At 64.0% G+C, this 23679-nt stretch carries 28 protein-coding genes and 1 pseudogene; 15 read left to right on the forward strand and 14 right to left on the reverse strand.

Annotated elements, in window-relative coordinates; all coding sequences use genetic code 11:
• Positions 1-3: 3 nt before the first annotated feature.
• The gene (locus GFD21_RS02465) at positions 4-765 is read right to left on the reverse strand and encodes an ABC transporter ATP-binding protein (protein WP_163196331.1); all 762 of its coding nucleotides are present in this window, start codon (positions 763-765) and stop codon (positions 4-6) included.
• 303 nt (positions 766-1068) lie between these two features.
• Between GFD21_RS02465 and GFD21_RS02470 the strand changes: the two genes are divergently transcribed.
• Positions 1069-1875, forward strand: coding sequence for an Abi family protein (locus GFD21_RS02470; protein WP_163196332.1), 807 nt, complete (start codon positions 1069-1071; stop codon positions 1873-1875).
• Positions 1876-1965: 90 nt separating this feature from the next.
• Here GFD21_RS02470 and GFD21_RS02475 read toward each other — a convergent pair whose 3' ends face one another.
• From GFD21_RS02475 to GFD21_RS02485, 3 genes are read right to left on the reverse strand one after another with little or no spacing between them, the layout of a single operon-like run.
• Positions 1966-2592: a cytochrome C oxidase subunit IV gene (locus GFD21_RS02475; RefSeq protein WP_163196333.1), complete on the reverse strand. Its 627-nt coding sequence runs from the start codon at positions 2590-2592 to the stop codon at positions 1966-1968.
• Positions 2589-3317, reverse strand: coding sequence for a hypothetical protein (locus tag GFD21_RS02480; RefSeq protein ID WP_163196334.1), 729 nt, complete (start codon positions 3315-3317; stop codon positions 2589-2591). Before GFD21_RS02480 ends, GFD21_RS02475 begins: the two co-directional genes overlap by 4 nt.
• Positions 3314-3979, reverse strand: a complete 666-nt coding sequence (locus GFD21_RS02485; protein ID WP_163196335.1) for an ABC transporter ATP-binding protein — start codon at positions 3977-3979, stop codon at positions 3314-3316. The genes GFD21_RS02480 and GFD21_RS02485 overlap by 4 nt, the downstream gene beginning before the upstream one ends.
• Before the next feature lie 451 nt (positions 3980-4430).
• On the opposite strand from GFD21_RS02485, the gene GFD21_RS02490 reads away from it, so the two are divergent.
• From GFD21_RS02490 to GFD21_RS02520, 7 genes and pseudogenes are all read left to right on the forward strand, one after another.
• Positions 4431-5390, forward strand: coding sequence for an ATP-binding cassette domain-containing protein (locus GFD21_RS02490; RefSeq protein WP_318643725.1), 960 nt, complete (start codon positions 4431-4433; stop codon positions 5388-5390).
• A gap of 143 nt (positions 5391-5533) precedes the next feature.
• A complete protein-coding gene (locus tag GFD21_RS02495) occupies positions 5534-6466 on the forward strand; it encodes a hypothetical protein (RefSeq protein WP_225431540.1) in 933 nt (310 codons plus the stop codon).
• 20 nt (positions 6467-6486) lie between these two features.
• Positions 6487-6918: pseudogene (locus GFD21_RS02500) on the forward strand (pyridoxamine 5'-phosphate oxidase family protein); the annotation flags it as partial.
• 9 nt (positions 6919-6927) lie between these two features.
• Positions 6928-7371 carry an ASCH domain-containing protein gene (locus GFD21_RS02505; protein WP_163196338.1) on the forward strand — a complete coding sequence of 148 codons (444 nt, stop codon included), beginning with the start codon at positions 6928-6930 and terminating at the stop codon, positions 7369-7371.
• A gap of 106 nt (positions 7372-7477) precedes the next feature.
• On the forward strand, positions 7478-7672 hold the full coding sequence (locus GFD21_RS02510) for an antitoxin VbhA family protein (RefSeq protein WP_163196339.1): 195 nt from the start codon (positions 7478-7480) through the stop codon (positions 7670-7672).
• Complete coding sequence (locus GFD21_RS02515; RefSeq protein WP_163196340.1) at positions 7662-8321, forward strand: Fic/DOC family protein; 660 nt, start codon at positions 7662-7664, stop codon at positions 8319-8321. Before GFD21_RS02510 ends, GFD21_RS02515 begins: the two co-directional genes overlap by 11 nt.
• 205 nt (positions 8322-8526) lie before the next feature.
• Positions 8527-9183, forward strand: coding sequence for a GNAT family N-acetyltransferase (locus GFD21_RS02520; protein ID WP_163196341.1), 657 nt, complete (start codon positions 8527-8529; stop codon positions 9181-9183).
• 33 nt (positions 9184-9216) lie between these two features.
• Here GFD21_RS02520 and GFD21_RS02525 read toward each other — a convergent pair whose 3' ends face one another.
• Complete coding sequence (locus GFD21_RS02525) at positions 9217-10632, reverse strand: MATE family efflux transporter (protein ID WP_163196342.1); 1416 nt, start codon at positions 10630-10632, stop codon at positions 9217-9219.
• Positions 10633-10713: 81 nt separating this feature from the next.
• Positions 10714-11328 carry a hypothetical protein gene (locus GFD21_RS02530; RefSeq protein WP_163196343.1) on the reverse strand — a complete coding sequence of 205 codons (615 nt, stop codon included), beginning with the start codon at positions 11326-11328 and terminating at the stop codon, positions 10714-10716.
• Between the two features lie 390 nt (positions 11329-11718).
• On the opposite strand from GFD21_RS02530, the gene GFD21_RS02535 reads away from it, so the two are divergent.
• Positions 11719-12018 (forward strand): DUF2316 family protein, encoded by a 300-nt coding sequence (locus GFD21_RS02535; RefSeq protein WP_163196344.1) that lies wholly within the window; start codon positions 11719-11721, stop codon positions 12016-12018.
• Between the two features lie 90 nt (positions 12019-12108).
• Here the strand turns inward: GFD21_RS02535 and GFD21_RS02540 are convergent, their stop codons facing one another.
• Positions 12109-13482, reverse strand: a complete 1374-nt coding sequence (locus GFD21_RS02540) for an MFS transporter (protein WP_163196345.1) — start codon at positions 13480-13482, stop codon at positions 12109-12111.
• Positions 13483-13507: 25 nt separating this feature from the next.
• Between GFD21_RS02540 and GFD21_RS02545 the strand changes: the two genes are divergently transcribed.
• Positions 13508-13708 (forward strand): hypothetical protein, encoded by a 201-nt coding sequence (locus tag GFD21_RS02545; protein WP_163196346.1) that lies wholly within the window; start codon positions 13508-13510, stop codon positions 13706-13708.
• A 168-nt stretch (positions 13709-13876) separates the two neighbouring features.
• Here the strand turns inward: GFD21_RS02545 and GFD21_RS02550 are convergent, their stop codons facing one another.
• Positions 13877-14242: a YccF domain-containing protein gene (locus tag GFD21_RS02550; RefSeq protein ID WP_163196347.1), complete on the reverse strand. Its 366-nt coding sequence runs from the start codon at positions 14240-14242 to the stop codon at positions 13877-13879.
• Between the two features lie 205 nt (positions 14243-14447).
• Between GFD21_RS02550 and GFD21_RS02555 the strand changes: the two genes are divergently transcribed.
• On the forward strand, positions 14448-14870 hold the full coding sequence (locus GFD21_RS02555; protein WP_163196348.1) for a VOC family protein: 423 nt from the start codon (positions 14448-14450) through the stop codon (positions 14868-14870).
• 23 nt (positions 14871-14893) lie between these two features.
• Here the strand turns inward: GFD21_RS02555 and GFD21_RS02560 are convergent, their stop codons facing one another.
• The gene (locus GFD21_RS02560; RefSeq protein ID WP_163196349.1) at positions 14894-15592 is read right to left on the reverse strand and encodes an SOS response-associated peptidase; all 699 of its coding nucleotides are present in this window, start codon (positions 15590-15592) and stop codon (positions 14894-14896) included.
• A 136-nt stretch (positions 15593-15728) separates the two neighbouring features.
• Here GFD21_RS02560 and GFD21_RS02565 point away from each other — a divergent pair, with 136 nt between their 5' ends.
• On the forward strand, positions 15729-16490 hold the full coding sequence (locus GFD21_RS02565) for a TetR/AcrR family transcriptional regulator (RefSeq protein ID WP_225431543.1): 762 nt from the start codon (positions 15729-15731) through the stop codon (positions 16488-16490).
• Positions 16491-16940: 450 nt separating this feature from the next.
• Here GFD21_RS02565 and GFD21_RS02570 read toward each other — a convergent pair whose 3' ends face one another.
• Positions 16941-17900: an aldo/keto reductase gene (locus GFD21_RS02570; protein ID WP_163196350.1), complete on the reverse strand. Its 960-nt coding sequence runs from the start codon at positions 17898-17900 to the stop codon at positions 16941-16943.
• Between the two features lie 178 nt (positions 17901-18078).
• Positions 18079-18495 (reverse strand): peptide deformylase, encoded by a 417-nt coding sequence (locus tag GFD21_RS02575; protein ID WP_163196351.1) that lies wholly within the window; start codon positions 18493-18495, stop codon positions 18079-18081.
• Between the two features lie 90 nt (positions 18496-18585).
• On the opposite strand from GFD21_RS02575, the gene GFD21_RS02580 reads away from it, so the two are divergent.
• Positions 18586-19239, forward strand: coding sequence for a hypothetical protein (locus GFD21_RS02580; RefSeq protein ID WP_163196352.1), 654 nt, complete (start codon positions 18586-18588; stop codon positions 19237-19239).
• A gap of 81 nt (positions 19240-19320) precedes the next feature.
• Positions 19321-19920, forward strand: a complete 600-nt coding sequence (locus GFD21_RS02585; protein WP_163196353.1) for an NAD(P)H-dependent oxidoreductase — start codon at positions 19321-19323, stop codon at positions 19918-19920.
• 108 nt (positions 19921-20028) lie between these two features.
• Here GFD21_RS02585 and GFD21_RS02590 read toward each other — a convergent pair whose 3' ends face one another.
• From GFD21_RS02590 to GFD21_RS02600, 3 genes are read right to left on the reverse strand one after another with little or no spacing between them, the layout of a single operon-like run.
• Positions 20029-20409 (reverse strand): sensor histidine kinase, encoded by a 381-nt coding sequence (locus GFD21_RS02590; RefSeq protein ID WP_163196354.1) that lies wholly within the window; start codon positions 20407-20409, stop codon positions 20029-20031.
• Positions 20406-20888, reverse strand: a complete 483-nt coding sequence (locus GFD21_RS02595; RefSeq protein ID WP_163196355.1) for a hypothetical protein — start codon at positions 20886-20888, stop codon at positions 20406-20408. Before GFD21_RS02595 ends, GFD21_RS02590 begins: the two co-directional genes overlap by 4 nt.
• Complete coding sequence (locus GFD21_RS02600; RefSeq protein WP_225431546.1) at positions 20885-21379, reverse strand: winged helix-turn-helix domain-containing protein; 495 nt, start codon at positions 21377-21379, stop codon at positions 20885-20887. The genes GFD21_RS02595 and GFD21_RS02600 overlap by 4 nt, the downstream gene beginning before the upstream one ends.
• 177 nt (positions 21380-21556) lie before the next feature.
• Between GFD21_RS02600 and GFD21_RS02605 the strand changes: the two genes are divergently transcribed.
• Positions 21557-23644 (forward strand): bifunctional indole-3-glycerol phosphate synthase/tryptophan synthase subunit beta, encoded by a 2088-nt coding sequence (locus GFD21_RS02605; protein WP_163196357.1) that lies wholly within the window; start codon positions 21557-21559, stop codon positions 23642-23644.
• Positions 23645-23679: the final 35 nt, after the last annotated feature.

Genomic DNA, 23679 nt, shown 5'->3' on the forward strand with positions numbered 1-23679 from the left:
TACCTACCCACGACGAGCCTCCCGGCCGTGCTGCGACATGGCCGGCTCGAACGTGCGGCGCATGCCCTCGACGATCTGCCCGGCGGTCAGCCTGCCCTCGACGTGGGTGATCCCGCCGTCACGCAGGAAGACCACGCGGTCGGCCAGGGCGGCGGCGTCCGTGTCATGCGTGACCATGACCACGCTGGAACCCGAATCCGCCAGCTCGCGCAGCACTTGCAGCACGAGCTCGCTGTTCGCGGTGTCGAGCGCGCCGGTGGGCTCGTCGGCGAACACCACCGACGGACGCAAGAGCAGGGCCCGGCACAGGGCCACGCGCTGCTGCTCTCCACCGGACAGGGCGCTCACCACGGTCCTCGCCCTCCGGCGCAGGCCGAACCGGGACAGCAGCTGCGTGACCCGGACGTAATCGGCCTTGCGATGGGCGAGCGAGAGCGGCAGCATCACGTTCTCCTTGACCGTCAGATACGGCACGAGGTTGTACTGCTGGAACACGAAACCGATATGCCCGCGTATGAACCGCGAACGACGCTCCTCGTCCAACGCGTAGATGTCGGTGCCGCCGATGACGACCCGACCCGAGTCGGGCCTGTCCAAACCTGACAACACGTACAACAGAGAGGTCTTGCCCGCTCCCGAAGGCCCGACGATCGCCGTCAACCCGGCACCGGGAATATCCAACGAGACACCATTGAGAATCACACTCGGACTGGAACCATCAGCGGAAGCCACACGCTTGACCAGCCCACACGCCTGAACCGACATCGACTTGACCGGTTGCAGACCGTCATCTCGTTGCCAATGGCCTGCCGCAATGGGCGTATTCGGATTTTGGATTGCCACGCCAGCCCCTTTCCGTAAAGGTTGATCACGCCGTTTCCGACGTATGACTCATACCTTCATGGAAAGAAGCCCGGAAGTCGAGAGACAAACAAGATCTGTCATCTTAGGGTGACAAACCCCACCGATGACGCTCTCGAAAAAAGAGAACCCCCAGTGCATCACGGCTGAGTCGAAGACCGTCCGGAGAGGCCCATTGGGGGAATTCATGGAATATGATAATGGGTTATGAGCCGACAGTCAAACCCAGCGCCTGATTTCCTCTCGCAAACCCCTCGCAAGGGCAGCCCGCAGGAGAGGGCGTTGCGCGCGTGCATCACCGACGAACGGCTCGCATCCTACGACTCCGAAGCCCAGCGGCGCTCATGCCCGGCGCTGCGACTGTACCTGTGGGATCACGACATGGCCAGCGCCTGCATGGGAGACATCGCCATCCTCGAAGTCGCCCTGCGCAACCACATGGACCGGCGGCTGTCCCTCATTTCCTCGGAACAGACAGGCACCGAAGACTGGTACATGGCGGGTCTCAACTTCGACGACCGTACCCAATACCAGATCCGCGAGGCATGGAACCATCTCACGCCGCAACAGCGCGGAATTCATACGCACGGTCATCTCGTTGCCTCATTGACGTTCGGCTTCTGGCGCAACCTTCTGGAGGACGGAGGCACGATCCATACGAAGTGGCCGGACCAGAGGCGCGCCGACTACGAGAACGACTTCTGGCGCAAGGGGCTTGACAAGACGTTTTCCAATGGGCGCCAGTATGCGCGTGCGATGGGAGAACGTTGGACAAGACGCTACGCGCTGGACATCGTCAAGACGGTGCACGCCCTGCGCAACAGGGTCGCCCATCACGAGCCGCTCGTCAACGGCATCCCGCTGCCCGGTGAGAACCGGCGCATCACGTTGATGGAAGCGGTACAGGCATGCTTCGACTTGGCGATGATACTGGATCGCGACCTGCATGCGTGGTTGATGGACAACAGCAAAATGAAACTCGCACTCGAACACGAACCGCAGCCCAATGGGTAACGGATTGTCATAGGTCCGAATCCTGCCGGCCCAACCAGAACGCTCTACTGCAGATTGCAGAAGTAGAACGTTCTGGTCGATGATTCGGCACTAGATGCGTCTCACCGCCTTGAGCAGCAGCCATGCGCTTATCGCGGCGACGGTGACGCCGACCGGAATCACATAACCGGCGAATCCCGTTCCGTGTAATGCCCATGTGGTCGGTATGACGGCGTACAGCATCGGCGCGTCTTCGAACATGCCGGAGCTCACCGTAAGCCCGGCGACGACGAAGAAGGCGACGACGTTCCATGCGACGAGGGGACTAGCCCAGAGTCGCAGGGCGAAGCATGCAAGGGAAAGAACGACGGCGGCGAACGCAAGCATCACAACGGTATGCGGTGAGAGAGGCCGCTCATTGACGGCAAACCCGATGGCGAATCCATACAGCAAAGTCAGGCAGACGTTGACCACGACGCCGAGCGACAGCGACTCCAAGGTAAAGCGAAGCAGAAGCCGATCGTGGATGCTGAAGGAACGATACGAAGAGGGCACCCTCGCATGGGAGAAGACGAGACCGGCCGTGGCTATGGGAAGCGCCATCACCATCGCCGACTGCGCCACCGCGCCTGTGTTCCCGTAACGGAAGAAAAGCAGCGGGAGGAAAAGCACGGCCATGAAGGCGAGCGTCGACCAGCGGATCAACGCCACACGCTCGATACGGATCAGGGATTTCATTTCTTGTCCGCTCCTTTGCAACGGAACCAGCTCAGCAGCACATAGGCGGCCAAAAGCGTCACAATCGGGACGACGACCATCACAGGACCTATAGGCGATCTGTTCGCCGTTTCCGCCGGCGACATCATAGTGCCGTTCAGATTCAATCCGACGGTTCGCAGGACGTTCGCGACGTAGGGCGTCGCATAATCGGGAAGGTCGCCCGGCAGAAGAACCCAGACATAGCAAAGGACACCCGAGATGACCCCGGCGATCCTGGGATCGGTGATGATCTCGATGATCGAGTAGATCAGGGAAGTCGCAAGGCTCTGCAGCACGACGAAGTACAGGACGGTGGTCAGATGCGGGTGCATTCCGGTACCCGTCAGGACCATGATGACGTCGAAGCACAATACGCTCATCAGGTTCACGGCGGTCAGGAGCAGAGCCCGGAACATGGTCCTGAGCGAGCATGGCGTCCACGCGCGATACACGTGACGCGGCAGACCCCCGTAGTGCGCTTTCGCGACCCTGTCATCGCATGCGAAGAGCAACGTGAGGCAGATCAGCGGCTGGGTGCCGGTGAAATAGATGCAATATCCTCCGGTTATCGGGGTTCCGTTCGCCGCGCCTGAGATCCACGCGCCCAGCAGAAGGGACGCCACCGCACCGAACGCCGCGGCGAGGGAATACCATGCATTCCAGTAATAGGCGACCAACGCGCGAATGGGAGAAACGGCGCTCACGACTCATGCCTCCCGTAATACAGTTCCGCGAGGTTCACTCCGGTCAGATCCGTGACCTGCACGGCCCGGCCATGGCGGATCATGATGCATTCGTCCGGGACTCCCTGGATCTCATGGAGCAGATGCGTTGAGATGACGACGCAGTTCCCCTTATCCCGATAGGCGCGAAGCGTTTCGGACAAGGAGGCGATGCCATCGGGGTCCAAGCCGTTCTGCGGCTCGTCAAGGAACAGGAATCTCGGATGCGGTACGAGGGCGAGGCAGAGCTCCAGACGTTCCTTCATGCCCGTCGAATAGTCCTTCGCCTTCCGTCCATGCGCCGCGCGGTCGATGCCGACAGCGTCCAACGCCGTCTTCGGGTCCACGTCCAGACCCCAGAACGCGGAGGCCACCTCGACGTTCCGTCTGCCGCTCAGGTAGGGAAAGAAACTGGGGTGGTCTATCGCTGCGGACATCTCGTTGATATTCGTCCCGGTGTACGTGATGTTCCCGCTCACGGGCTTGATCCGCCCGAGCAGCGTCTTCATCAGCGTGGTCTTGCCCGCACCGTTCGCCCCGAGCAGGCAGATGATCCTGCCCGTACGTAATTGCAGGTTGATGTCGCTGACGATCGGGGAGTTCCTGTATCCGATCGAGAGATTCGTCGCCGATATAGCTGGCATGATTCACCTTCCATGAAAGGCGGTCCCGGAGGTCAAGGTCAAGACCAAGGATGTCTTGTCTCCACGGACCGCGCGTCACACGACGCTGCCGACTGCTTGCATCCATGGTCTTCCCGGCCACGCGGAATCTCCATCGGCCACGAGGATGAATACGCGCCTCATCCTTGAGGATGAGGTTCCGTGTCCGTTGGAGATAAGCGGGAACGCGATGCGGTTCGGTGAGGTGGGAGACGCATGGATTGACGATTCGGCGAGGCGCGTCAATCCGCGGTAGGCTGGAAATCATCCGCTCGGCATCCAAGGAAGGAGCGCAATGATCGAGATACAGGGGCTCACCAAATCATTCGGAAGGACACGCGGCGGAGGGGCGCGCGGTACGCAGGCAGGGCGCGGCGGAACGGTACCCGGTTCGGCTGCTCGGCGTGGTGCGGCAGGCGGCGCGCGCAAAGCCATTGACCACGTCACCTTCACCGCCGAAGACGGCAAAGTCACCGGATTCCTTGGACCGAATGGAGCCGGAAAATCCACCACAATGCGCGCCGCTCTCGGCCTGATCCGCCCCGACGAAGGCAGTGCGCTCATCGACGGACGGCCCATCGGACGCATCGAGGCGCCGATGAGAGTCGTCGGAGCCGTACTCGACGCCAAATCGGCCCATCCCGGACGATCCGCCTACGCGCACCTGCGTGCGCTCGCCCTCACCAACGGCATCGGCCGCAAACGTGTCGATGAGATCATCGACATGACCGGACTCGCCGCGGTGAGGCAACGTCCCGCCGGTCAGTTCTCGCTTGGCATGAGTCAGCGTCTGTCCATCGCGGCGGCGCTCCTCGGCGACCCTCACAATCTCGTCCTCGATGAACCCGTCAACGGGCTCGATCCCGAAGGCGTCAAATGGGTGCGCGAACTGTGCCGGTACTACGCTTCACAGGGGCGGGCCGTGCTGCTCAGCTCCCATCTCATGAGCGAAGTGGCCCTCACGGCCGACGATCTCGTCATCATCGGACAGGGGCGCATCCTCGAAACCACCACCGTGAACGCGTTCGTCGCCGAACATTCGCGGCATTCGATTCGCGTCGTCACCCCGGATCCGGCCAAGCTGTACGCCATCTTCGCGCATGCGGCCGGTGTGAGCGTGATGCCTGCGGCGCGCGCCGCAGGCGACCCGGCGGAAGGGCAGGCGTTCCGCATCGTCGGCGCCGACCTCAAAGCCACGGCCGACGTGTTCGCACGCGCCGGACTCGTCATCTACCAGTTCCTCGAGGAGCGCGCCTCGCTCGAGGAGGCGTACATGGCGTTGACGCACACCGCGGTCGAATACGCGTCGACGGTACCGGACGGGAGGAACGTCGCCATAGAGAACCGTCCGCAAGGGAACGTCCAGAACCGTCCGCAGGAGGTGACGCGATGAGCAGGGGAGCGCACGCGTCGAAAGGACGCGGACGGTCGGGGACGCGGTCGGACATGCGAACCGTCGGACAAGCGGGACGGGACGGTGCGCGGCGCGCTCGCGCATCCACGCGGACCGGCGGCGCACGCCTCAACGCATGGGGCGTGTTCCGCAGCGAAATCGTCAAAGCGTTGAGCATCCGGTCCACCATCGTGCTGCTCGTCCTCAACCTCGTGTTGCTGCCGGCCGGCGCCGCGCTGTCCGCATGGTCGATGACGCTCATCGCCGGCATGGATCCCGGCACCGGCAAGGCGCTCGCGCATCCGGTGGAATTACCCGCGAGCCTCATGTGGTTGTCGGTGGGCGGCTTCACCGTCACCTGCATGATCGTCACCGGCATCCTCGGCGTCATGACCGTCACCAGCGAATACACGACCCGCACCGTGCAGATGTCGTTCGTCACCGATCCGCATCGTGTGCTGTTCATGAACGCGAAGGCCGCCGTGGCCGCGGCATTGTCGTTCCTGTCCGCGCTGGCGGGGTTGCTGTTGTCGTGGGGTGTCACGTACGCGCTGTTCGCCACATCGGCCGGTGGCATGGGGACGTTGGATGATTCCGAGCGGCTGCTGCCGTGGGTCACCGTGTTTGGCGGCGCGTGCGTGCTGGCGGTCACGGCCGTCATGGCGTTGGGCTTGGGTGGGTTGTGCCGTTCCACGGTGGGTGGCGTGTTCGCGCTCATCGGCATCGTCATGATCGCGCCTTCGGTATTGTCTCTGGTTTCGCTCGCCGGCGACCGGTTCGCGTGGATCAAGTCCGTCGCAGCGTGCCTGCCCAGTCAGGCGGCGACGACGTTCCTGGCCGGTGGCGTCGATGTCACGGGCGCGACGGTCGCGCTGATGGGTGCCACTGGTGGCGGGGCCGCGGGTGCCGGCTCGGGTTCCGGCACTGGTTCATCCGCGGCCGACGCGGTTGCCTCGGTCGCGACCTCGGGCGGCTTCGACCCGACTTGGTGGCAGTCCGGTCTGCTGCTGCTCGCCTGGGCGGTGGTCCTCTATGCGATCGGTGTCCTTGTGGTGCGTCGCGCCGATGTGAAATAGGGATGCGAATCGCGATTTGCGGCCGTCTTGTCCTGTGGATGCATTCGGCCGCGCGCGGCCGCAAGATCGACGCGATCCGCGCCGCCGGCAACCGTCTGCCGGTCGCATTCTCCATGCGCACGGACTGCGAGATCGTCGCGGGACGCACGGCGTGCGGCTGGGGTGAATCGTTCAAATCGATCGTGGGCGAGGGCGTCGCCTCCATCGTCGACGATCTCGACTCGCGTCGACACGGACTGCGGTTGCTGATGGCGCATCAGGCGCGCATGCCGCATGTGGAGTTCACCGACGCGCAGGTGAGAAGCGTCACGGTATGGAGAATCGAATCGGAGCATTTCACCGCCAAGGTGAGGTCCAAGCCCGCCGCGGCGCATAGCGGACACGGTAAACGTGGCGTTGTCGCTCCCGACTCCGCCGCGGGCGACAACGCCACCGGTGGCACTACGGTCTGAACCATGCCGATGACCGAACACCTTGATGCCGAATCCATCGCGCGACTGCCGAAGGCGGAATTCGGCTTTCCGGGACCGGAGCGCGACCGTCTCGTCGTGCTCATCCTCTCCGGGGCGAAAACCGCCACGGCCGCGTTGCTGATGGACTATGCGGAAGACGACGAACCGTTGCCGCACGTCGGCGGCCGTTCCATACTGGTGGATTCCGCCAATCGTCCCGTGGCCGTATTGGAGACCACGGAGGTCGAGACCGTCCCGCTGGGAAGCGTCACCGACCGGCAGGCCGTCGACGAAGGCGAGGGCGACGTCACCGTCGAGCAATGGCGTCGCACGCACGAATCCTTCTGGAATTCAGGGGAATACCGCGACTGGTTCGCCGACCCGGATTTCGTCGTGGACGACGGCAGCATGGTCGTGCTGGAGCATTTCACGGTGGCGGAGCGACTGCGGTAGTCCGATGAGGGTATGGGATTCATCTTTTCCCGACGATTGCGGGGAAGAGATGGGTGAGTCTTCTACAATGTATTGGAAAGATTCCATCTGGCTGAAGGAGCGCATTATGGATCGTAAGCGTGCAGTCGAAGAGGCCATCCATTCCGGTGAGATGGAGGGGGCCTATGTGTCCGATGAGTTCCGTAACGACGCGAGCGAATTCGCCCGGGGGAATATGAGCATCCAACAGCTCATGCAACGTGCATGGCGTCGCAACGATCATAACGTCGGCAACCGCTCCGAGGAGCTTCATGCCGTCTGAATTCGTTGACCCGTATATCGATCAGGATACCGGCATCCTCGCCAATCTTCCCGGTGCCAGAACTTGGGATGAGCTGAAGCAAGCGGAAGGCGAACTGGTTGGGGCCCGCATGCTGCAGTTGTTCTCCAATCCGCCAAAGGTTTGCGATGGCAATCTGGATGAACTCAGGCTTCTTCATCATCTACTGTTCCAGGATGTCTATGCATGGGCTGGGCATATACGGACTGTGGAGATTCGTAAGAACATCGAGGGCTCCGATTTCTTCCTGCCTTCCACGAACATCGAGATGGGCATAGCGTGGTCACAGGGAGAACTGGAGCGCGACCATATGCTTAAGGGCATGGGGGAGACGATGTTCGTGGAACGATTGGCATACCATTACGACAATTACAATTTCGTCCACCCCTTCCGCGAAGGGAACGGCCGTACCCAACGCGCGATGTGGACTCTGCTCTGCCATGCTGCAGGATACGATCTCGATTGGCGACGAGTCAGTGGGGAAGAGAACGACAATGCAAGCCGCTTGGCTGCTGAAGACAGGGACTACTCCGCGCTTGTCGCCATGTTCTCCCGAATCGTGCGCCCTTGTGATCCGAGCGAGCCGTTCAACAAGGACTTGATTTCGGAAGGCCACCTCAACGAATTGTGATAGATGCCGCGAACAACGGCACCATGGTCGTGCTGGAGCATTTCATGGTGGCGGAGCGACTGCGGTGACCATCGCCGATTCATGCACGATACGGCGTGCATATGCCGGTATGACTCGCGCGCATGCGGTAGGGTGAACGCGTCCGGCGGATTCGTATCGGATTCATGCCGGACGCATATGTATGACGGGTGACGAGAGGTACATCATGGACAGAATCGAGACCGAACGGCTGGTGTTGCGACCGTGGAGGATCGGCGACGCCGCCGAGGCCGCCTCGCTGTTCCGGTACGCCTCGGACCCGCAGATCGGGCTGCGCTGCGGGTGGCCGCCGCATACCAGCGTCGAAGGCAGCATGAACGACATCAGGAACATCCTCGCCGTCGAGAACAACTGGGCCATCACCATCAGGGACGGCGATGAAACCGCGGACAACGAAACCGACGCCGACGCGCCGGTGGGCAGCATCGCGCTCAAACCCGTCAGCCACTACACCGCCGACGTCGTCACGGGCGATCCGGAGCTCGAAGCCCGCTACAGCCGGTATCTGAACGATAACGCGCTGGAACTCGGCTACTGGATCGGACGTCCGTTCTGGGGCAGGGGATACATGCCCGAGGCGTTGCGTGCGGTTCTCGAATACGCGTTCGACACGTTGCGCAAGGACGCGGTGTGGGGCGGGCATTACGCGCAGAACCCGCAGTCCGGCCGCGTGATGGCCAAGTGCGGGCTTCATGTCGTCGGCGAATCGGAGCAGGACTACTATCCGCTCATCAACCGCCGGTATGACGGCGTCTACCGCATCATCACCGCCGACGAATGGAGCGGTATGCGAAACGGCATAGGAGCGGAGACGACACGGTGATTGTCATGATGTTCGAGGCGGGCATCCGAATCGTCACCGGCTGACGGCATCCGCCGAACGCTCCGTTTTTGGCAGCAGACGGTTCGCGTACCAGGTGAACAGCAGTCCCGCCACGATCGCCGAAGTCGCGTCCGAAACCGGCTCGGCGACGAACACACCGATCGTGCCGAATCCAAGCCGAGGCAGGATCAGCGCCAACGGCACCAGCAGGATCAGTTTGCGGAAGATCGCCAGGAACAATGACGGCTTCGCCTGCCCCATGCCCACGAACGCGCACTGGACCACGTTCTGGATTCCGAACACGCCCATGCCGCATACGAAGTACGGCAGCGTGCGCGACACCACGTCGATGATCGCCGCGTCCGACGTGAACAGCGAGGCCACGGCACCGGGGAAGAGCGCCAGCAACGTCGTCATCGTGCAGTTGATCGCCACCTGCGCGATCATCGTGCCGGAATACGCACGCCGTACGCGTCCGTACGATCCCGCACCGTAGTTGTATCCGATGATCGGCTGCAGGCCTTGCGAGATGCCTTGCGAGAACACGAAGATCAGCTGCATGAGGCTCGTCATGATGGTCATCGCGCCCACATAGACGTCGCCGCCGTAATGCTGCAACGACGAGTTGAACACCACCTGGATCACGGATTCGGTGATCTGCATGATGAACGGGGAGACGCCGAGGAACAGGATGGGGCCGAGCATCCGCGTCGGCCGGATGCTGTGCAAGCGGAGCCGTATCGCACTGTCCGGCGAGGCAAGGAACCGGATTATCCACGCGGCGGACAGGCCTTGTGCGATGACGTTCGCCAGCGCGGCGCCACGCACTCCCATGCCGAACGTGAAGATGAACAGCGGGTCGAGGGCCAGCGAACTCAACGCCCCGATGATCACCGACGTCATCGCCACAAACGCGCGCCCCTGCGCGGTGATGAACGTGTTGAGCCCCAACGACAACTGCACGAACAGCGTGCCCGACAGGTAGATCGCGAGGAAATCGGAGGCATATGGCAGCGTCGCGTCGCTCGCGCCGAACAGGACGAGGATGGGCGTCTTGAAGATCTGGAGCAGTATGGACAATATGATGGCGATCGCGATGATCGCCGCCACCGACGCGCCGAGGTACCGTTCCGCCTTGTCGAGGTCGCCGCGTCCGAGTTCGATCGAAGCGAGCGGGCCGCCGCCCATGCCGATGAGCAACGCGAACGCGGACACGGCGAGCGTGATCGGGAAGCACACTCCCACGCCGGTCATCGCGAGATCGCCCACGCCGGGGATGTGCGCAAGGAAGAGACGATCGACGATCGTATACAGCGCAGTGCACGCCTGCGCCACCACGGCCGGGATCGCCAGCGACACCACCAGCCGTCCTATCGGCCTTGTGCCGAGTCCCGATCCGTCGCCGGAGGCCGTCGTCGTCTTCGATCGTTCATGCGTTTTGCGTTCCATCACGAGAGGGCATTGTATCTCCCATTCCGTCTTGCACGGGCGGGAGCATCGGGGGCATCGGCACGCTCCCATCGGGATCGGTCATGAACCATGCCGGAACGTGTCCGCAAGTACGGCGACGCCGTCGATGCGTGGGCCGATGTTCGGGTCCTGCGCGCCGGTCTCCAATTCGGGCGCATTCGATGGCAACACGAGTCTCGCCCGGTTCCCATACACTTCCAGCATGCAGGGACGCATGCGCGAATCGATGTTCCGATTGCATGCCAGCCGTCTCATGAACCGTTGCGACAACCGCAAAGCCCGCGGCGTGGGCTTCGCGTAGTCGCCCATCCGGCATCTTCCGGGAAGCGCATCCGTCCAATCGGGATCATGTTCACTCCAGTAGAGCACGTACCGGTGGATCCGCATGGTCGGCGCGAACCGGAGGATGAACACATCATTGGTGCAAACCTGGTAGTGCGTGAAGTAGTCGAATCCGTCGGTGTTGAACGGGTCATGCGTGATGATCGGAGTGGACAGCGCGAGACGACGCAAGGGGAGACCCGCGTATGCCCGTCCGATCATGGCGCCGGTGACCATGAGCCCCGGTTCGGCGGGCAGCCGACGTTGTCGCAGATCCTCATACACGTCCTCCAGGGTGACGATGACCGCGGTGAACAGGACGATCCCCAGAATCACATAGATCGCTTCCGGCACGGACGTTCCAAGGAGAACGACCAACGCGATCAGTATCATGGCCGACGCGATGACGACGGCCATGCCGACGAGCACGGCGCGGTCGTGACGCCGCAACGCCGGTTGCGGATCGTACGGCCGGGCCGCTATCGGCCAGTCATGGAAACCCTGCGTAAGACGTGTGGATTGCGGGATGAATGGGGACGGTGACGGATTCATGGGCACCTCGTTCGACGGGTTCGCATCCGATGCCGCCATGTCGGGAATACGCACTTCCCGGAACGACGGTCATTGCCCATGGTATCCCCGTGAACGGCATGCTTCGTGAAATCGAGCGGACGGATCCGGAATCGCCGAGGCCGGGCGTATCATCGGAACCTGGAAAATCCGATGACGGCAGGGGAGTGCGACATGTCCTTGACCACTGAACAGCGTGCGGCGACCAAACGGGAGTTCCGGGAGAACATGGCCCTGCTCGGCCTGACCGTCGACCGGATCGGCGTCGATTTCGGGGTCGACGGAGAAACCATCCAACGCATCATCGATCTCGAATCCGGCGTGCTGGAATACCCGTGGATCGTGCGCCGCTACCTGCTCGACAAGGCCGCGGCGGCCGGCGTACGGCCGGTGCCGTTCACCGCGCTGCGCGGCGACCCGCACGACTACTGGTTCCTCGACGACCGGATCATCGACGCGAACCGGCTCGACTGATACGAACGCACGAAGCGGACCGATCAGGACCGGGGCTCCGGGCCCCGAACCCGAGATGACCAATTACCGGTGGAAGCGGCGGTCTTTCCGCTACAGCTCGACCTGCTCCCATTGCGGGGGCAGCGGGATGCGCCGCGTCGGGGTGAGGCAGGCGAGCAGCAGTCCGGCGGAGGCGCACAGGACGACGAGCAGCATGACCGCGTGGAAGCCGAATCCCGGCGTCTGCAGCAGCCATCCGACCAATGCGGGAGCCAATGCGCCCGGCACGCCGACCGTCGTCTCGAACACGGTGGACACCCTGCCCTGCATGTCGTCCGGCGTGCGCCCGAAGATGAACCCGAGTTCACCCGCGTTCAACGCCGGGAACAGCACCGACGCCATGGTCATGCATGTGACCGCCGCAACATACGAGTCGGTGAACACGAGCGGCAGCATCGCGAACGTGAACACGGCGAACGTGAGGATGATGAGCCGGCCGGTCGGCACATGCTCGACCAACCATCCGGCGGCGAACGAGCCGATCAGCGCGGCGACGCCGGTGGCGGTGCCGACGAGCCCGATGAGCGCCGCATCCGTGCCGCGTTCCGCCAACATGATCTGCACACCGATGATGCTCCCATAACAGGCGACGTTCATGACCGCACCCTGCGCGATCGCCGCGACCACGGTCCTGCGGGTCAGCGTCCACCGCCAGCCGTCGACGAACTGGGAGAGGAACGACGGCTTGGCAACGTCTGGGGAAGAAACGACGACGGCCCCGTCTGCCCCGTCAGCGCCGTCGTCGTTTCGTTTCGGCAACGCCAGCGAGGCGAACACGGAGGTCAGGTACAGCAGCGCCGAGGCGAGGAACAGCATCCATCCGGCGATCCGGTACAGGAGTCCGCCGATCGCGCCGCCGGACAGTTCGACGCATGACTCTCGCGCCTCGCGGATGGCCTGCGCCTTCGCGAACCGGTCCATCGGCACCAGGGATTTGAGCATCGCGTCGTTCGATGGCCCGAGCAAACCGTTCATCACCGCGAACAGGATGACCGTCACGGCGAACGTCGTCGTGCGCATCGTCCCGGTGGCGAGACCGGCCGTCACCGCGACGGACAGGCCGGCGCCGGTCAGACCGAGCAGGATCATCAGCCGCCGCCGGTCGTGACGGTCGGCGAGCGCCCCGCCGACGGACATGAGCGTCAATCCGACCGCCGATTCGATGGTGACGAGCAGTCCGGCAATGAACGGCGAGCCGGACAGGGCGAGGCCGATCAACGGTATGGCGAACGTGCGCAGGCTGACGGCGACCACGTCGGCGGTGTCGGCGGCGAACCAACATCGGTATGCGGGGATCCTCCAGAGCGGGCGGGCGCGTTGGGACGATTCGTTCGCGGGTGCGTCCATGGTGGCCGGGGTGGTCGCGTTGGTATGGGGATCGGGGGATTGTGCGTGAATCGGGTTCGGGCGGTCGTCGGCGTTCATGGTGGGTCTCGTTTCATGATGCGCCATGACCGGTGCACGGATCATCGCCGTCGATGACCATATCGATCGTCCATCGCAGGTCATCTTCGGTGTGATGGCCTTGCCGATGGACCGATCGGCGGACTGCGTGATGGATGGCGGTGCACCGTTCATGGACGATGTTCGGAATGTTCGCATGGAAGCATATCACGGCCATATGGTTTCCGGCCGTGATGCCGTGACGTGAGGGGACGGGTGAGGGCACCCGGCTCTCAGCTGTATGCGAAGGATTCCAGAACGACGTACATGCGAGGCTCCTTTGGCTCTACCGGTGTTCGGCGATGTTCCGACTTCTTTCATCCATGGTAGTCGACGGCCATGCCGCGCCCCGCCAGAGCGGGGCGGACGGGATGGTTCACAGGTCCTGGATCTGCGCGCCGAACGGCCAGAGGGCGAGTTTCGCCATCTTGAACGATTGGATGCCGAACGGGATGCCGATGATGGTCACGCAGTTGGCGAGTCCGGCGACGATGTAGCCGAGCGCCATCCAGATTCCGGCGAGCACCACCCAGATGATGTTCGCGAGCGTGGAGCCGAGGCCGCCGCCGTAGCGCACGGTCTTGCCGAACGGGGTGAGCGTGAGCCCGGCCATCTTGAACGCCTGAAGACCCAACGGGATGCCGACGATCGTGACGCACAGCACCACGCCGATGACCGCCCATCCGAACGCGATGGCGAGCCCGCCGAGCACCAGCCACAGGATATTGCCGATCAGTCTCATGTTTTCTCTTCGCTCCTTGATGCATGTACGGATTCCATGTGTCGCAACCGTCCCATTCTCCCATCGTGCGGCGGATCCATCCATCGGGGAATCCCCTGATTCCTCCCCGGGTTTTCCGGGATCGCCGGAATGGGACGGGGGCCGTTCACATGTCGCACGACCTTCACGCGTCCGTTCCGTCAGGGCGCGGCGTACAGTGGCGGTCATGTTGGATCACATCACGTTGCGTGTGCGCGACGTCAACCGCAGCATCGATTTCTACACGCGGGCACTCGCGCCTTTGGGGTATGTCGTCAAGGCCCATCATGAACCCACATTGGGATTCGGCGTGGATGACGGCACCCCGCATTCGGATTTCTACGTGTCGCCGATGACGGAAGCGACGGGTGGGGCGTCGCCGGTCACGCATATCGCCTTTCTCGCGCCCGACCGCGATGCCGTACGCGCGTTCCATGAGGCCGCGATCGCCGCGGGCGGCCGGGACAACGGGGCTCCCGGTCCGCGCCCCTACCATCCGGGATACTATTCGGCGTTCGTCCTCGATCCGGATGGCAACAACGTCGAGGCCGTGGTCGACTGGTCCGGCTGGTTCCGCGATGATGGCGACGGGCAGGCCGCGGGGGAATGACGTCGTCGTGCGGGGCGACGGGATCAGAGCAGCCTGATCGGGTCCGTGCGCTCGACCGGCCGGATGAGACGGCGTCCGTTCCCGCTCGCCGGCAGCGGCGCGACCTCGTGGAACGCCAGGCGGCGTGACAGTTCGGTCCCTTGCCTCCGCAACGGGTCGATAAGCCGCACGCCGTCGGTCGCACGGTCCAGCCATGCCGCGGTCATGCCGTCCGGTACGAGCAACGGCATGCGGTCATGCACACTCGCCGGACCGTCCACGGCCGGGCAGGTGACGATCGTGGCGGTCAACTGCCATGGCGAGGCGTCGGAGGCGCGCCACCACGAGTACAGTCCGGCCATCGCCAATGGTTTCCCGCCCTCCGCATGGAAATAGAACGGGCGTTTGCCCTTCCACTCGTAGTAGCCGCTTGCGGGGATGACACAACGCATGGAACGCGTGGATTCGGCGAACGTGGGTTTGACGTGGATGGATTCGACGCGTGCGTTGTATGTGGGGTAGGGGAGCGTCTTGCTTTGGCTCCACCGGGGGACGAGCGTCCAGTGGGCGCCGGTCAGGTGCCGCCGCCCGTCGCGGTCCTGCGCGACGACGCCGATGGTCTGCATGGGGGCGATGTTGTACGAGGGCTGCGGCAACCGGTCGCGGCGGATGCCGTCCTCGTCGACGTCGAGCCACCGGGCCACCGCGTCCCAATCCAGATCCAGCGCGAATCTTCTGCACATGCGGCCCAGTGTACGCGCGGGTCGACGGCCACGGGCCACGGCATACCCGCCTTGGGAGGATCCGGCTGCAACGTTTCTTCCGCGGTACCATGGGTGATGTTCCACCGGTGAGGCGCGAGGTTCGAGGAGGATGGCCATGCCTGTTGACGCGATGGCGGGTGACGATGCGACGTCGCACGGCAGTACCGTCTCCGACGCCGCTGCGCCGGCCTCGTCCGACGCAGCGGACGGTCGGCATCGGACGAGCCGTCGCGGCGTCTCGGTGAAGGCGACCGTGGCGCGCGCCCGTTGGCAGCGGCGCAAGAAGATCGCCACGCGCAGGGCGATACGCGAGACCGCGTTGCGGCTGTTCGACGAATACGGCTACGACACGGTCACCACGCAGCGTATCGCCGACGAGGCGGGCGTGTCGGCGATCACCCTGTTCCGGTATTTCCCGACCAAGGAGGATCTCGTCCTCGGATTCGCGACGGATGGCGGGCTGTTCGCCGATCTGCGTCGGGAGATCGGGGAGCGGAAGGGCGGCTCTCCGATCGGGTTCGTCCGTCGCATGGTCCCGCAGGTGCTCGGCGGGCTCGAACCGTCGCAGCTGGGGGAGCTGGCGCATCGGCTGCGCATCGTGCGTTCCGACGACGGGTTGCGCGTGGCGCTGTACGCCCGCATACCGCAGTGGACGGACGCCGTCTCGGAGCTATGGGAGAGAGGCGGCTCCATGACCGACGATGGCGGCGCACGCGCCGGTTTCCCCGTGCGTCTGTCCGTCTCGTTCATCATTGACTGCATCATCGAATCCCTGCTGGAATGGTCGCGTCGCTGCGATGATGGGGTCGACGGCGAGAATGCCGTCGACGTGCTCGTCGAGGTCGTCTCCGAGGCGATGGAGACGCTGTCCCGCTGAGTCCCCAATTCGGCACACGGCCATCCGGTCCGATAGTCGTCGAAAGGGTGCCGTCCCAGCGTCGAATATTCAAATGATAGCGACTTTATTTTGAATTGAAATAGCGGAATTCAGCCGTTTTCCCATTAGGTGCCCTGCGTCGTTCAATCATTGTTTTCTTTCATATGAAAGTTGCATACATATGAAAGAAAAAGAGTACGTCCATCCATAAGAAATCGACTTTCACATGAAAGACAGAGCCGCGGAAATCCCTGGGATTGGGCGTATATGCGCTTAAGCAGGGGCCTTGCTTCGTCCTGCTCGATGCGACATTTCCTGTTTTCGATGCCGAAAAGGAAGGCGGGCCGTCTTCCGGTCGCATTCGTCATGCGATGTCCGGAAGGCGACCCGCCTTATGGTTCCGTGCGGTCGTCCCGCCTCGCCATGGGGTCGGGAAGCCGACGTGTGCCGTCACTTCGTAAACGGTTCGGACGCCTTGTCGAGCGCGGCGATCTCGTCGGCCGTGAGGTCGAGGTCCACGGAGGCGAGGAGCGCGGGCAGCTGTTCGGGCGTGCGCGCCGAGGCGATCGGGCCGGCGACCTGCGGGCGGTGGCGCAGCCAGGCGAGCGCGACCGTGGCGATCGCCACGCCGTGCGCCTTGGCGACCTCGTCCAACGCGTCGACCAGCGCGAAGCCGTCGGCGGTGAGATAGTCGGCGACCATGCCCTGACGCGCCTTGCCCTCCGCGTCGGCGGCGGAACGGTACTTGCCGGTGAGGAATCCGGCGGCCAACGAGAAGTAGGGGAACACGGCAAGGCTCTCGCGTGCGGCGAGGGGCGCGAGCGTGCGTTCGTAGCCGCCGCGCGTGACGAGGTTGTAGTGCGGCTCCAACGCGACCGGCAGCGCGTAGCCGTGTTCGCGTGCGATGCGGAACCACTCCTCGATGCGGTCCGCCGTGTAGTTGGACAGGCCGATCGCGCGGATCTTGCCAGCCTTGACAAGCTCGTCGAACGCCGCCGCCGTCTCCTCGAGCGGCGTCGCCTTGTCGTCGAAGTGTGCATAGTACAGGTCGATCTCGTCGACGCCGAGACGCAGCAACGACTCGTCGGCCGCGGCGATCACGTTGTCGTGCGAGAGCCCCTTGTACTGCGGATGCTCGCTCACCTTCGTGGCGACAATCACCTTGCTGCGATTGCCGCGTACGGCGAGCCAACGGCCGAGGATGATCTCGGATTCGCCGCCGGCGTTGCCCGGCGCCCACGCCGAATACACGTCGGCCGTGTCGATGAAGTTGCCTCCGACCTCCACGTATTCGTCGAGCACCCTGCGGCTGGTCGCCTCGTCGCTCGTCCAGCCGAACGTGTTGCCGCCCAGCACGAGCGGAAACACCTCCAGGTCGCTGTTTCCCACCTTCACACGCTTGTCCGTCATGGTGCGTCCTTCCCATCGTCGCCGGACGGTCCGTCGTCGCCGGCGGTCCTCTTATTATGCCGTCGACATGATGAGCCCGGGCCGCGAATGCTATAGGCATAATCCATAGCCTGTTGTCCGCTCCCGGGACATGATCCGAATGACAATGACATGGCCGCCCGTCATTCGGGCCTTGACATCAGACGAGGATGCCGTCGCAGTGGTCGATCTCGTGCTGGATGATCTCGGCGGTGAACCCGTCGAACGTCGCGGTCGCCTCGCGCCAGCGCCGCGTGCGGTATGTGACGGTGATGCGTTCGTAGCGGACCGCCGGCCGCACGCCCTTGAGGGACAGGCATCCCTCCTCGGTCTCGTAGCGGCCCGACTTCGCCGTGACGACCGGGTTGAACATCGTCATGTTCCGGCCGGTAGCCTCGTCATGGAACACGATGATCCGCTTGGACACGCCGATCATGTTCGCGGCCATGCCGACGCACGAGTCCGCATGCGCGGCCAGCGTATCCGCGAGATCCGCCGCCACCGGCAGGTCCTCCTCCGTCGCCTCGTCGGACGGTTGCCGCAGGAACGACTCGGAGGTCATGATCGCCCGTTCCATGATGTTTCCTTTCTTGTCGGGTTGAACGCTCCGATTCTACCGACATCCCGTGCGGCCGTCACCGGTATGATGAGGTGAGGAACGGAAGGGGTGACGATGATGTACCGGAACGAGGATGATCGCACGTCGCACGATCTCCCGTCACGTCATTCGACCCATGGACCGGAATGGTCCATGGGTTGCGGCCGAAGCACCATCAAGCAGATATCCGCACGCGCCGTCACACCGTTCATCGCCATGGCGATGTGCGCGACGCTGCTGGGCGCCTGTGGCGTACCTCCTTCCTCCGGCACGACGGATTCCGCCGCAGCGAACGGCCCATCGTCTTCGCGGACGACGGAACCGAAGGGAAAGGCCCGGACGGACACCGACACCCAGTCACACGATCCATGGAACCAATACGGCGAAGACGCCTCCCACCCGCAGGAGGTCGATGATCCGCATGCCTCATCACGCGAGGATCTCGAACCGGCCCGTTCGCTCACCCACACCGTGGTCATGTCGTTCACCAGCTATTCCGTGGTGGACGAACACCATATACGCATCTTCTTCACCGGCGGTACGCCCGCATGCCAGGGATACCAGGCGACGGCGAAGGAAACCGCCGACACGGTCACCGTCACCCTCGTCCAAGGGCTGGTGCCGGACGCACCGGACGCCTGCACGCTGCAGGCGGTGGCCTATTCGATGATGATCGAATTGAAGGATCCGCTCGGCGCGCGCACGGTCGTCGCGGCGCAATGATCATATGCGGCGCATCGCAAGACGCGCCGCATATGGAACGGACGGCCCGGTTCCGCGGATTCCCGGTGCACAATGGGAGCCATGAGCACAGCACTGGTCATCACCTCCAATCCCGAACACAACAGCCTCACCAACGCGGCCGGCAGGGCCTTCGCCGAAGGCTTCCGCACGAAGGGCGGCGACGCCGAGACCCTCGACCTGTACGAGGCCGGGTTCAACCCCGTCTACACGACCGCCGACCGCGCGCACTACCTCGGCAAGGCCGACATGCCCGAGGATGTGGCCGCCATCCAGACCCGTCTCGCCGAGGCGGACGTGATCGCGCTCGTCTTCCCCGTCTACTGGTACACGATGCCCGCCATGGTCAAGGGCCTGTTCGACCGTGTCATCTGCCGCGGATTCGCCTACAACGCCGACGGCACCCCGGGCGCCTTGGCCGGCAAGACGGTGCGCGTCATCATGCTTACCGGCGGCCCGGAATCGTGGTACAGGTCCGACGGCGTCGGCGAGGCGTTGGACAACCAGATCCGCCGTCAGACGTTCATGAAGTACTGCGGCGTCAAGGACGTCGAGATCGTCTACGTCGACAACCTCTCCATGGGCGACGACGATCCCGCCAAGCGCGAGGCCGCCGCCAAGCAGCTCGACGGGATCAGGAAGCTGGGAGCGTCGCTCGCCTGAAACGGGCATTCCCATCGATACGGCCTAGGGGCGTTCACCGGCCGTCCCCGCGACGACGCTGAACCGCGGCCGACGAACGCCCCTAGGCCTGTTCATATACGGATGCCGTTACACCGTATGCAGTCCGACGATCGTCGCGCGGAAGCCTCCGTCATCGGTACGCGACAACCGGAGTTCCGCGCCCATGGCATTGCACGCCGCATCGGCGATGGACAGTCCCAATCCGACGCCGTCCGCGGCGCTGATGCGCGAATCCGTCCCACGATGGAACGGCTGGACCAGCTCGCCGAGGTCGTCCGGAATCGTCCCGTCGGTGGTGTTCTCGATGACGAGATGCAGCGTGCCGTCACCATCGTTTCCGGTCTCAATCGTGACCGAACCGCCGTCGACGTTGTGCACGACCGCATTGCGCACGAGGTTGTCGACCGCCAGCGACAGCAATGCCGGATTCGCCGTGACACGGAATTCATCCGAATCGGCAATTGTCACCGTGACGCCTCGATCGTCCGCGTCTTCGGTCGACCGGTCGATGGCATCATGCAGACAGGACATGACGTCGGCAGTTCCGTCACCGGCCCTAAACGAGGATTCGTTTTCGCCGGTGCGCGCATAGGCGCCGCTCTGGATGCGCGACAGGGTGAGCAGCGCGTCGACGAGTCTCGCGCCACGTCGGTTCGCGGCGAGCGCGCGGCACACCGACGGTTGGTCACCGTCATGGTGCCGTCCATGTTCATGCACATCACGATGTCCCCGCCGTCGCGTTGTGCGGTATGGGAAACGATGAGGTTCTGCGTGACGATCAGTGCGGCCATCATCGCGATGACGATGAGCACCACGGCGAGGGTGATCCGCGCGCGGAACGTGTGCGGACGCAGCCGCTCCGCCCATGAACGGGAACGGGATTCCCCATGTGGTTCTTCGACGTCCATGGGGGAGATGCTTGTCTGGCTGGTGTCGTTGTCGTTCATCGCAATCGATATCCTTTCCCGCGCATCGAAACGACCGCGTCACGGTCGCCGAGTTTGCGGCGCAGCGAGTAGGCGGTGGTTTTGACGAGGTCGGCCGCCGTGGATGCGGTCGCAGGGTCATCCCATACGGCGTCGTGAAGGGACTCCGTGCTCACGTAACCGCCGCCCGCGAGCATGAGCTCGACCAGGACACCGTGCTCCTTGGGAGTCAGATCAGCTGGAGCACGCCCGGAGCCGACGAAGACGAGTCGCTTCGCCATGTCCAGCGTGATGCCGCCACGGGTGAGCACGGTGCCATCGCCATCCGATCCACCGCCCGTCCGGCGTCGCAACGCCCGGATGCGGGCGAGCAGCTCCGGATAGGCGAACGGTTTGGTCAGATAGTCGTCGACACCCAAATCGAGCCCGCTGACCCGGTCGCCGATCTCGGCGGCGGCCGTGAGCATGAGCACGGCGACGGGGATGCGGTTCGCGGCGATCGTCGCCATCATCCTGCGATTCCTACGGTAAGGCGAAAGTGAGGCGGTCGGGTCGGACAAGCGAACCGGGCTCGCCTTCATCCTTGCGTTCCCGTCCGCATGCCCGGAATGTAGGACGCGTAGGCCGGTGGCGGACACGGGTGGCCTATGGTGGCGCATGGTCGGACTTCAGATACTCAAGGGAGGACCATGTCGGTACTGGACGAATTGGTTGCGGGCGCATTGGAGGACCAGCAGGCCCGTGAGCGCACCGTGTCGTTGGAGGACGTGAGGAAGGCCGCCCTGGCGGCCCCGGCCCCGATCGACGCGAAGCGATGGCTCAAGCGCGCCGACGGCATCCCGGTGATCGCCGAGATCAAGCGCGCCTCCCCGTCCAAGGGCCATCTGAGCGACATTCCCGACCCGGCCGCGCTGGCCCGGGAATACGAGAGGGGCGGCGCAAGCGCCATCTCCGTACTCACCGAAGGCCGCCGGTTCCTTGGGTCCCTCGACGATCTGGACAAGGTGCGCGCCGCCGTGCATATCCCGGTGCTGCGCAAGGACTTCATCGTCACCGACTACCAGATCCTCGAGGCACGCGCCCACGGCGCCGACCTGGTGCTGCTCATCGTCGCCGCGTTGGACGACACGAAGCTGAAGCACCTGCTCGATCTGGCGCATGAACTCGGCATGACCGTGCTCGTCGAGACGCACACACGCGAGGAGATCGAACGAGCCATAGCCGCCGGCGCGAAGGTCATCGGCATCAACGCGCGCAACCTGAAGAACCTCAGGGTCGACGTCAACAAGTACGCCGAACTGGCCGACGATCTGCCCCACGACGTGATCCGCGTCGCCGAATCCGGCGTGTTCGGCGCAGTCGAGGTCGAGGACTACGGCCGTGCCGGCGCCGACGCGGTGCTGGTGGGCGAGGGCGTCGCCACGGCGGACGACCATGAACTTGCGGTTGAACGACTAGTGAAGGCAGGAGCAAGAGTGAAAGCATCAGAAACCACCCCGCTGAGCGAGCATCACGGTCCGTACTGGGGCCAGTTCGGCGGCCGATACGTGCCCGAGGCGCTCATCACCGCCCTCGACGAGCTGGAGCGCGTCTACGATGAGGCCAAGCAGGACCCCGAATTCCACAAGGAGTTCATGACCCTGCAGCAGCGCTATGTGGGCCGTCCCTCGCCGCTGACCGAGGCGCCGCGATTCGCGAAGCTCATCGCGGAGAAGACCGGGCTTGACGCCCGCGTCTTCCTCAAGCGCGAGGACCTCAACCACACCGGCGCGCACAAGATCAACAACGCGCTCGGCCAGGCGCTGCTCGTCAAGCGTATGGGCAAGACCCGCGTGATCGCGGAGACCGGCGCCGGACAGCACGGCGTGGCCACCGCCACCGTGTGCGCGATGCTCGGCCTCAAGTGCCGTATCTACATGGGCCAGATCGACGCCCGCCGCCAGGCCCTCAACGTGGCGCGCATGCGCATGCTCGGCGCCGAGGTCGTCGAGGTCACGCTCGGCGACAGGATCCTCAAGGACGCCATCAACGAGGCGCTGCGCGACTGGGTCACCAACGTCAAGGACACGCACTACCTGCTCGGCACGGTCGCGGGCCCGCACCCGTTCCCCGAAATGGTGCGCGACTTCCAGAAGATCATCGGCGAGGAGGCCAAGCAGCAGCTCAAGGACTGGTATGGCATCGACCATCCGGACGCGATCTGCGCGTGCGTGGGCGGCGGTTCCAACGCCATCGGCGTGATGAACGCGTTCCTCGACGACGAACGCGTCAACCTGTACGGCTACGAGGCGGGCGGCAACGGCCCCGAATCCGGCAAACACGCCATCCGCTTCGCGCCGGGCACCGGACAGCTCGGCATGTTCCAGGGCGCCAAGAGCTACCTGCTGGAGACCGATGAGGGCCAGACGCTCGACACGTACTCCATCTCCGCCGGCCTCGACTATGCGTCCGTCGGCCCGGAGCACGCGTGGCTCAAGGACATCGGCCGCGTCAACTACAGCTGGGCCACCGACGAGGAGGCGATGAACGCGTTCCGCGACCTGAGCCAGACCGAGGGCATCATCCCCGCCATCGAAAGCTCGCACGCGGTCGCCGGCGCGTACAAGGCCGCCGCCGACCTCAAGGCCAAGGGCTACGACAAGGCCGTGATGGTCATCAACATCTCCGGCCGCGGCGACAAGGACATGGCCACCGCCGGCAAGTGGTTCGGCTATCTGACCGACGACCAGGCCAAGGCGCTCGAGGTGACCGGCGCGCACGGGAACACCGTCGCCTGAGCGGAATCGGAATCGGACACAGAGGAGATTTTCGA

It is taken from the genome of Bifidobacterium platyrrhinorum, assembly GCF_010667645.1.
Taxonomy (GTDB): Bacteria; Actinomycetota; Actinomycetes; order Actinomycetales; family Bifidobacteriaceae; genus Bifidobacterium; species Bifidobacterium platyrrhinorum.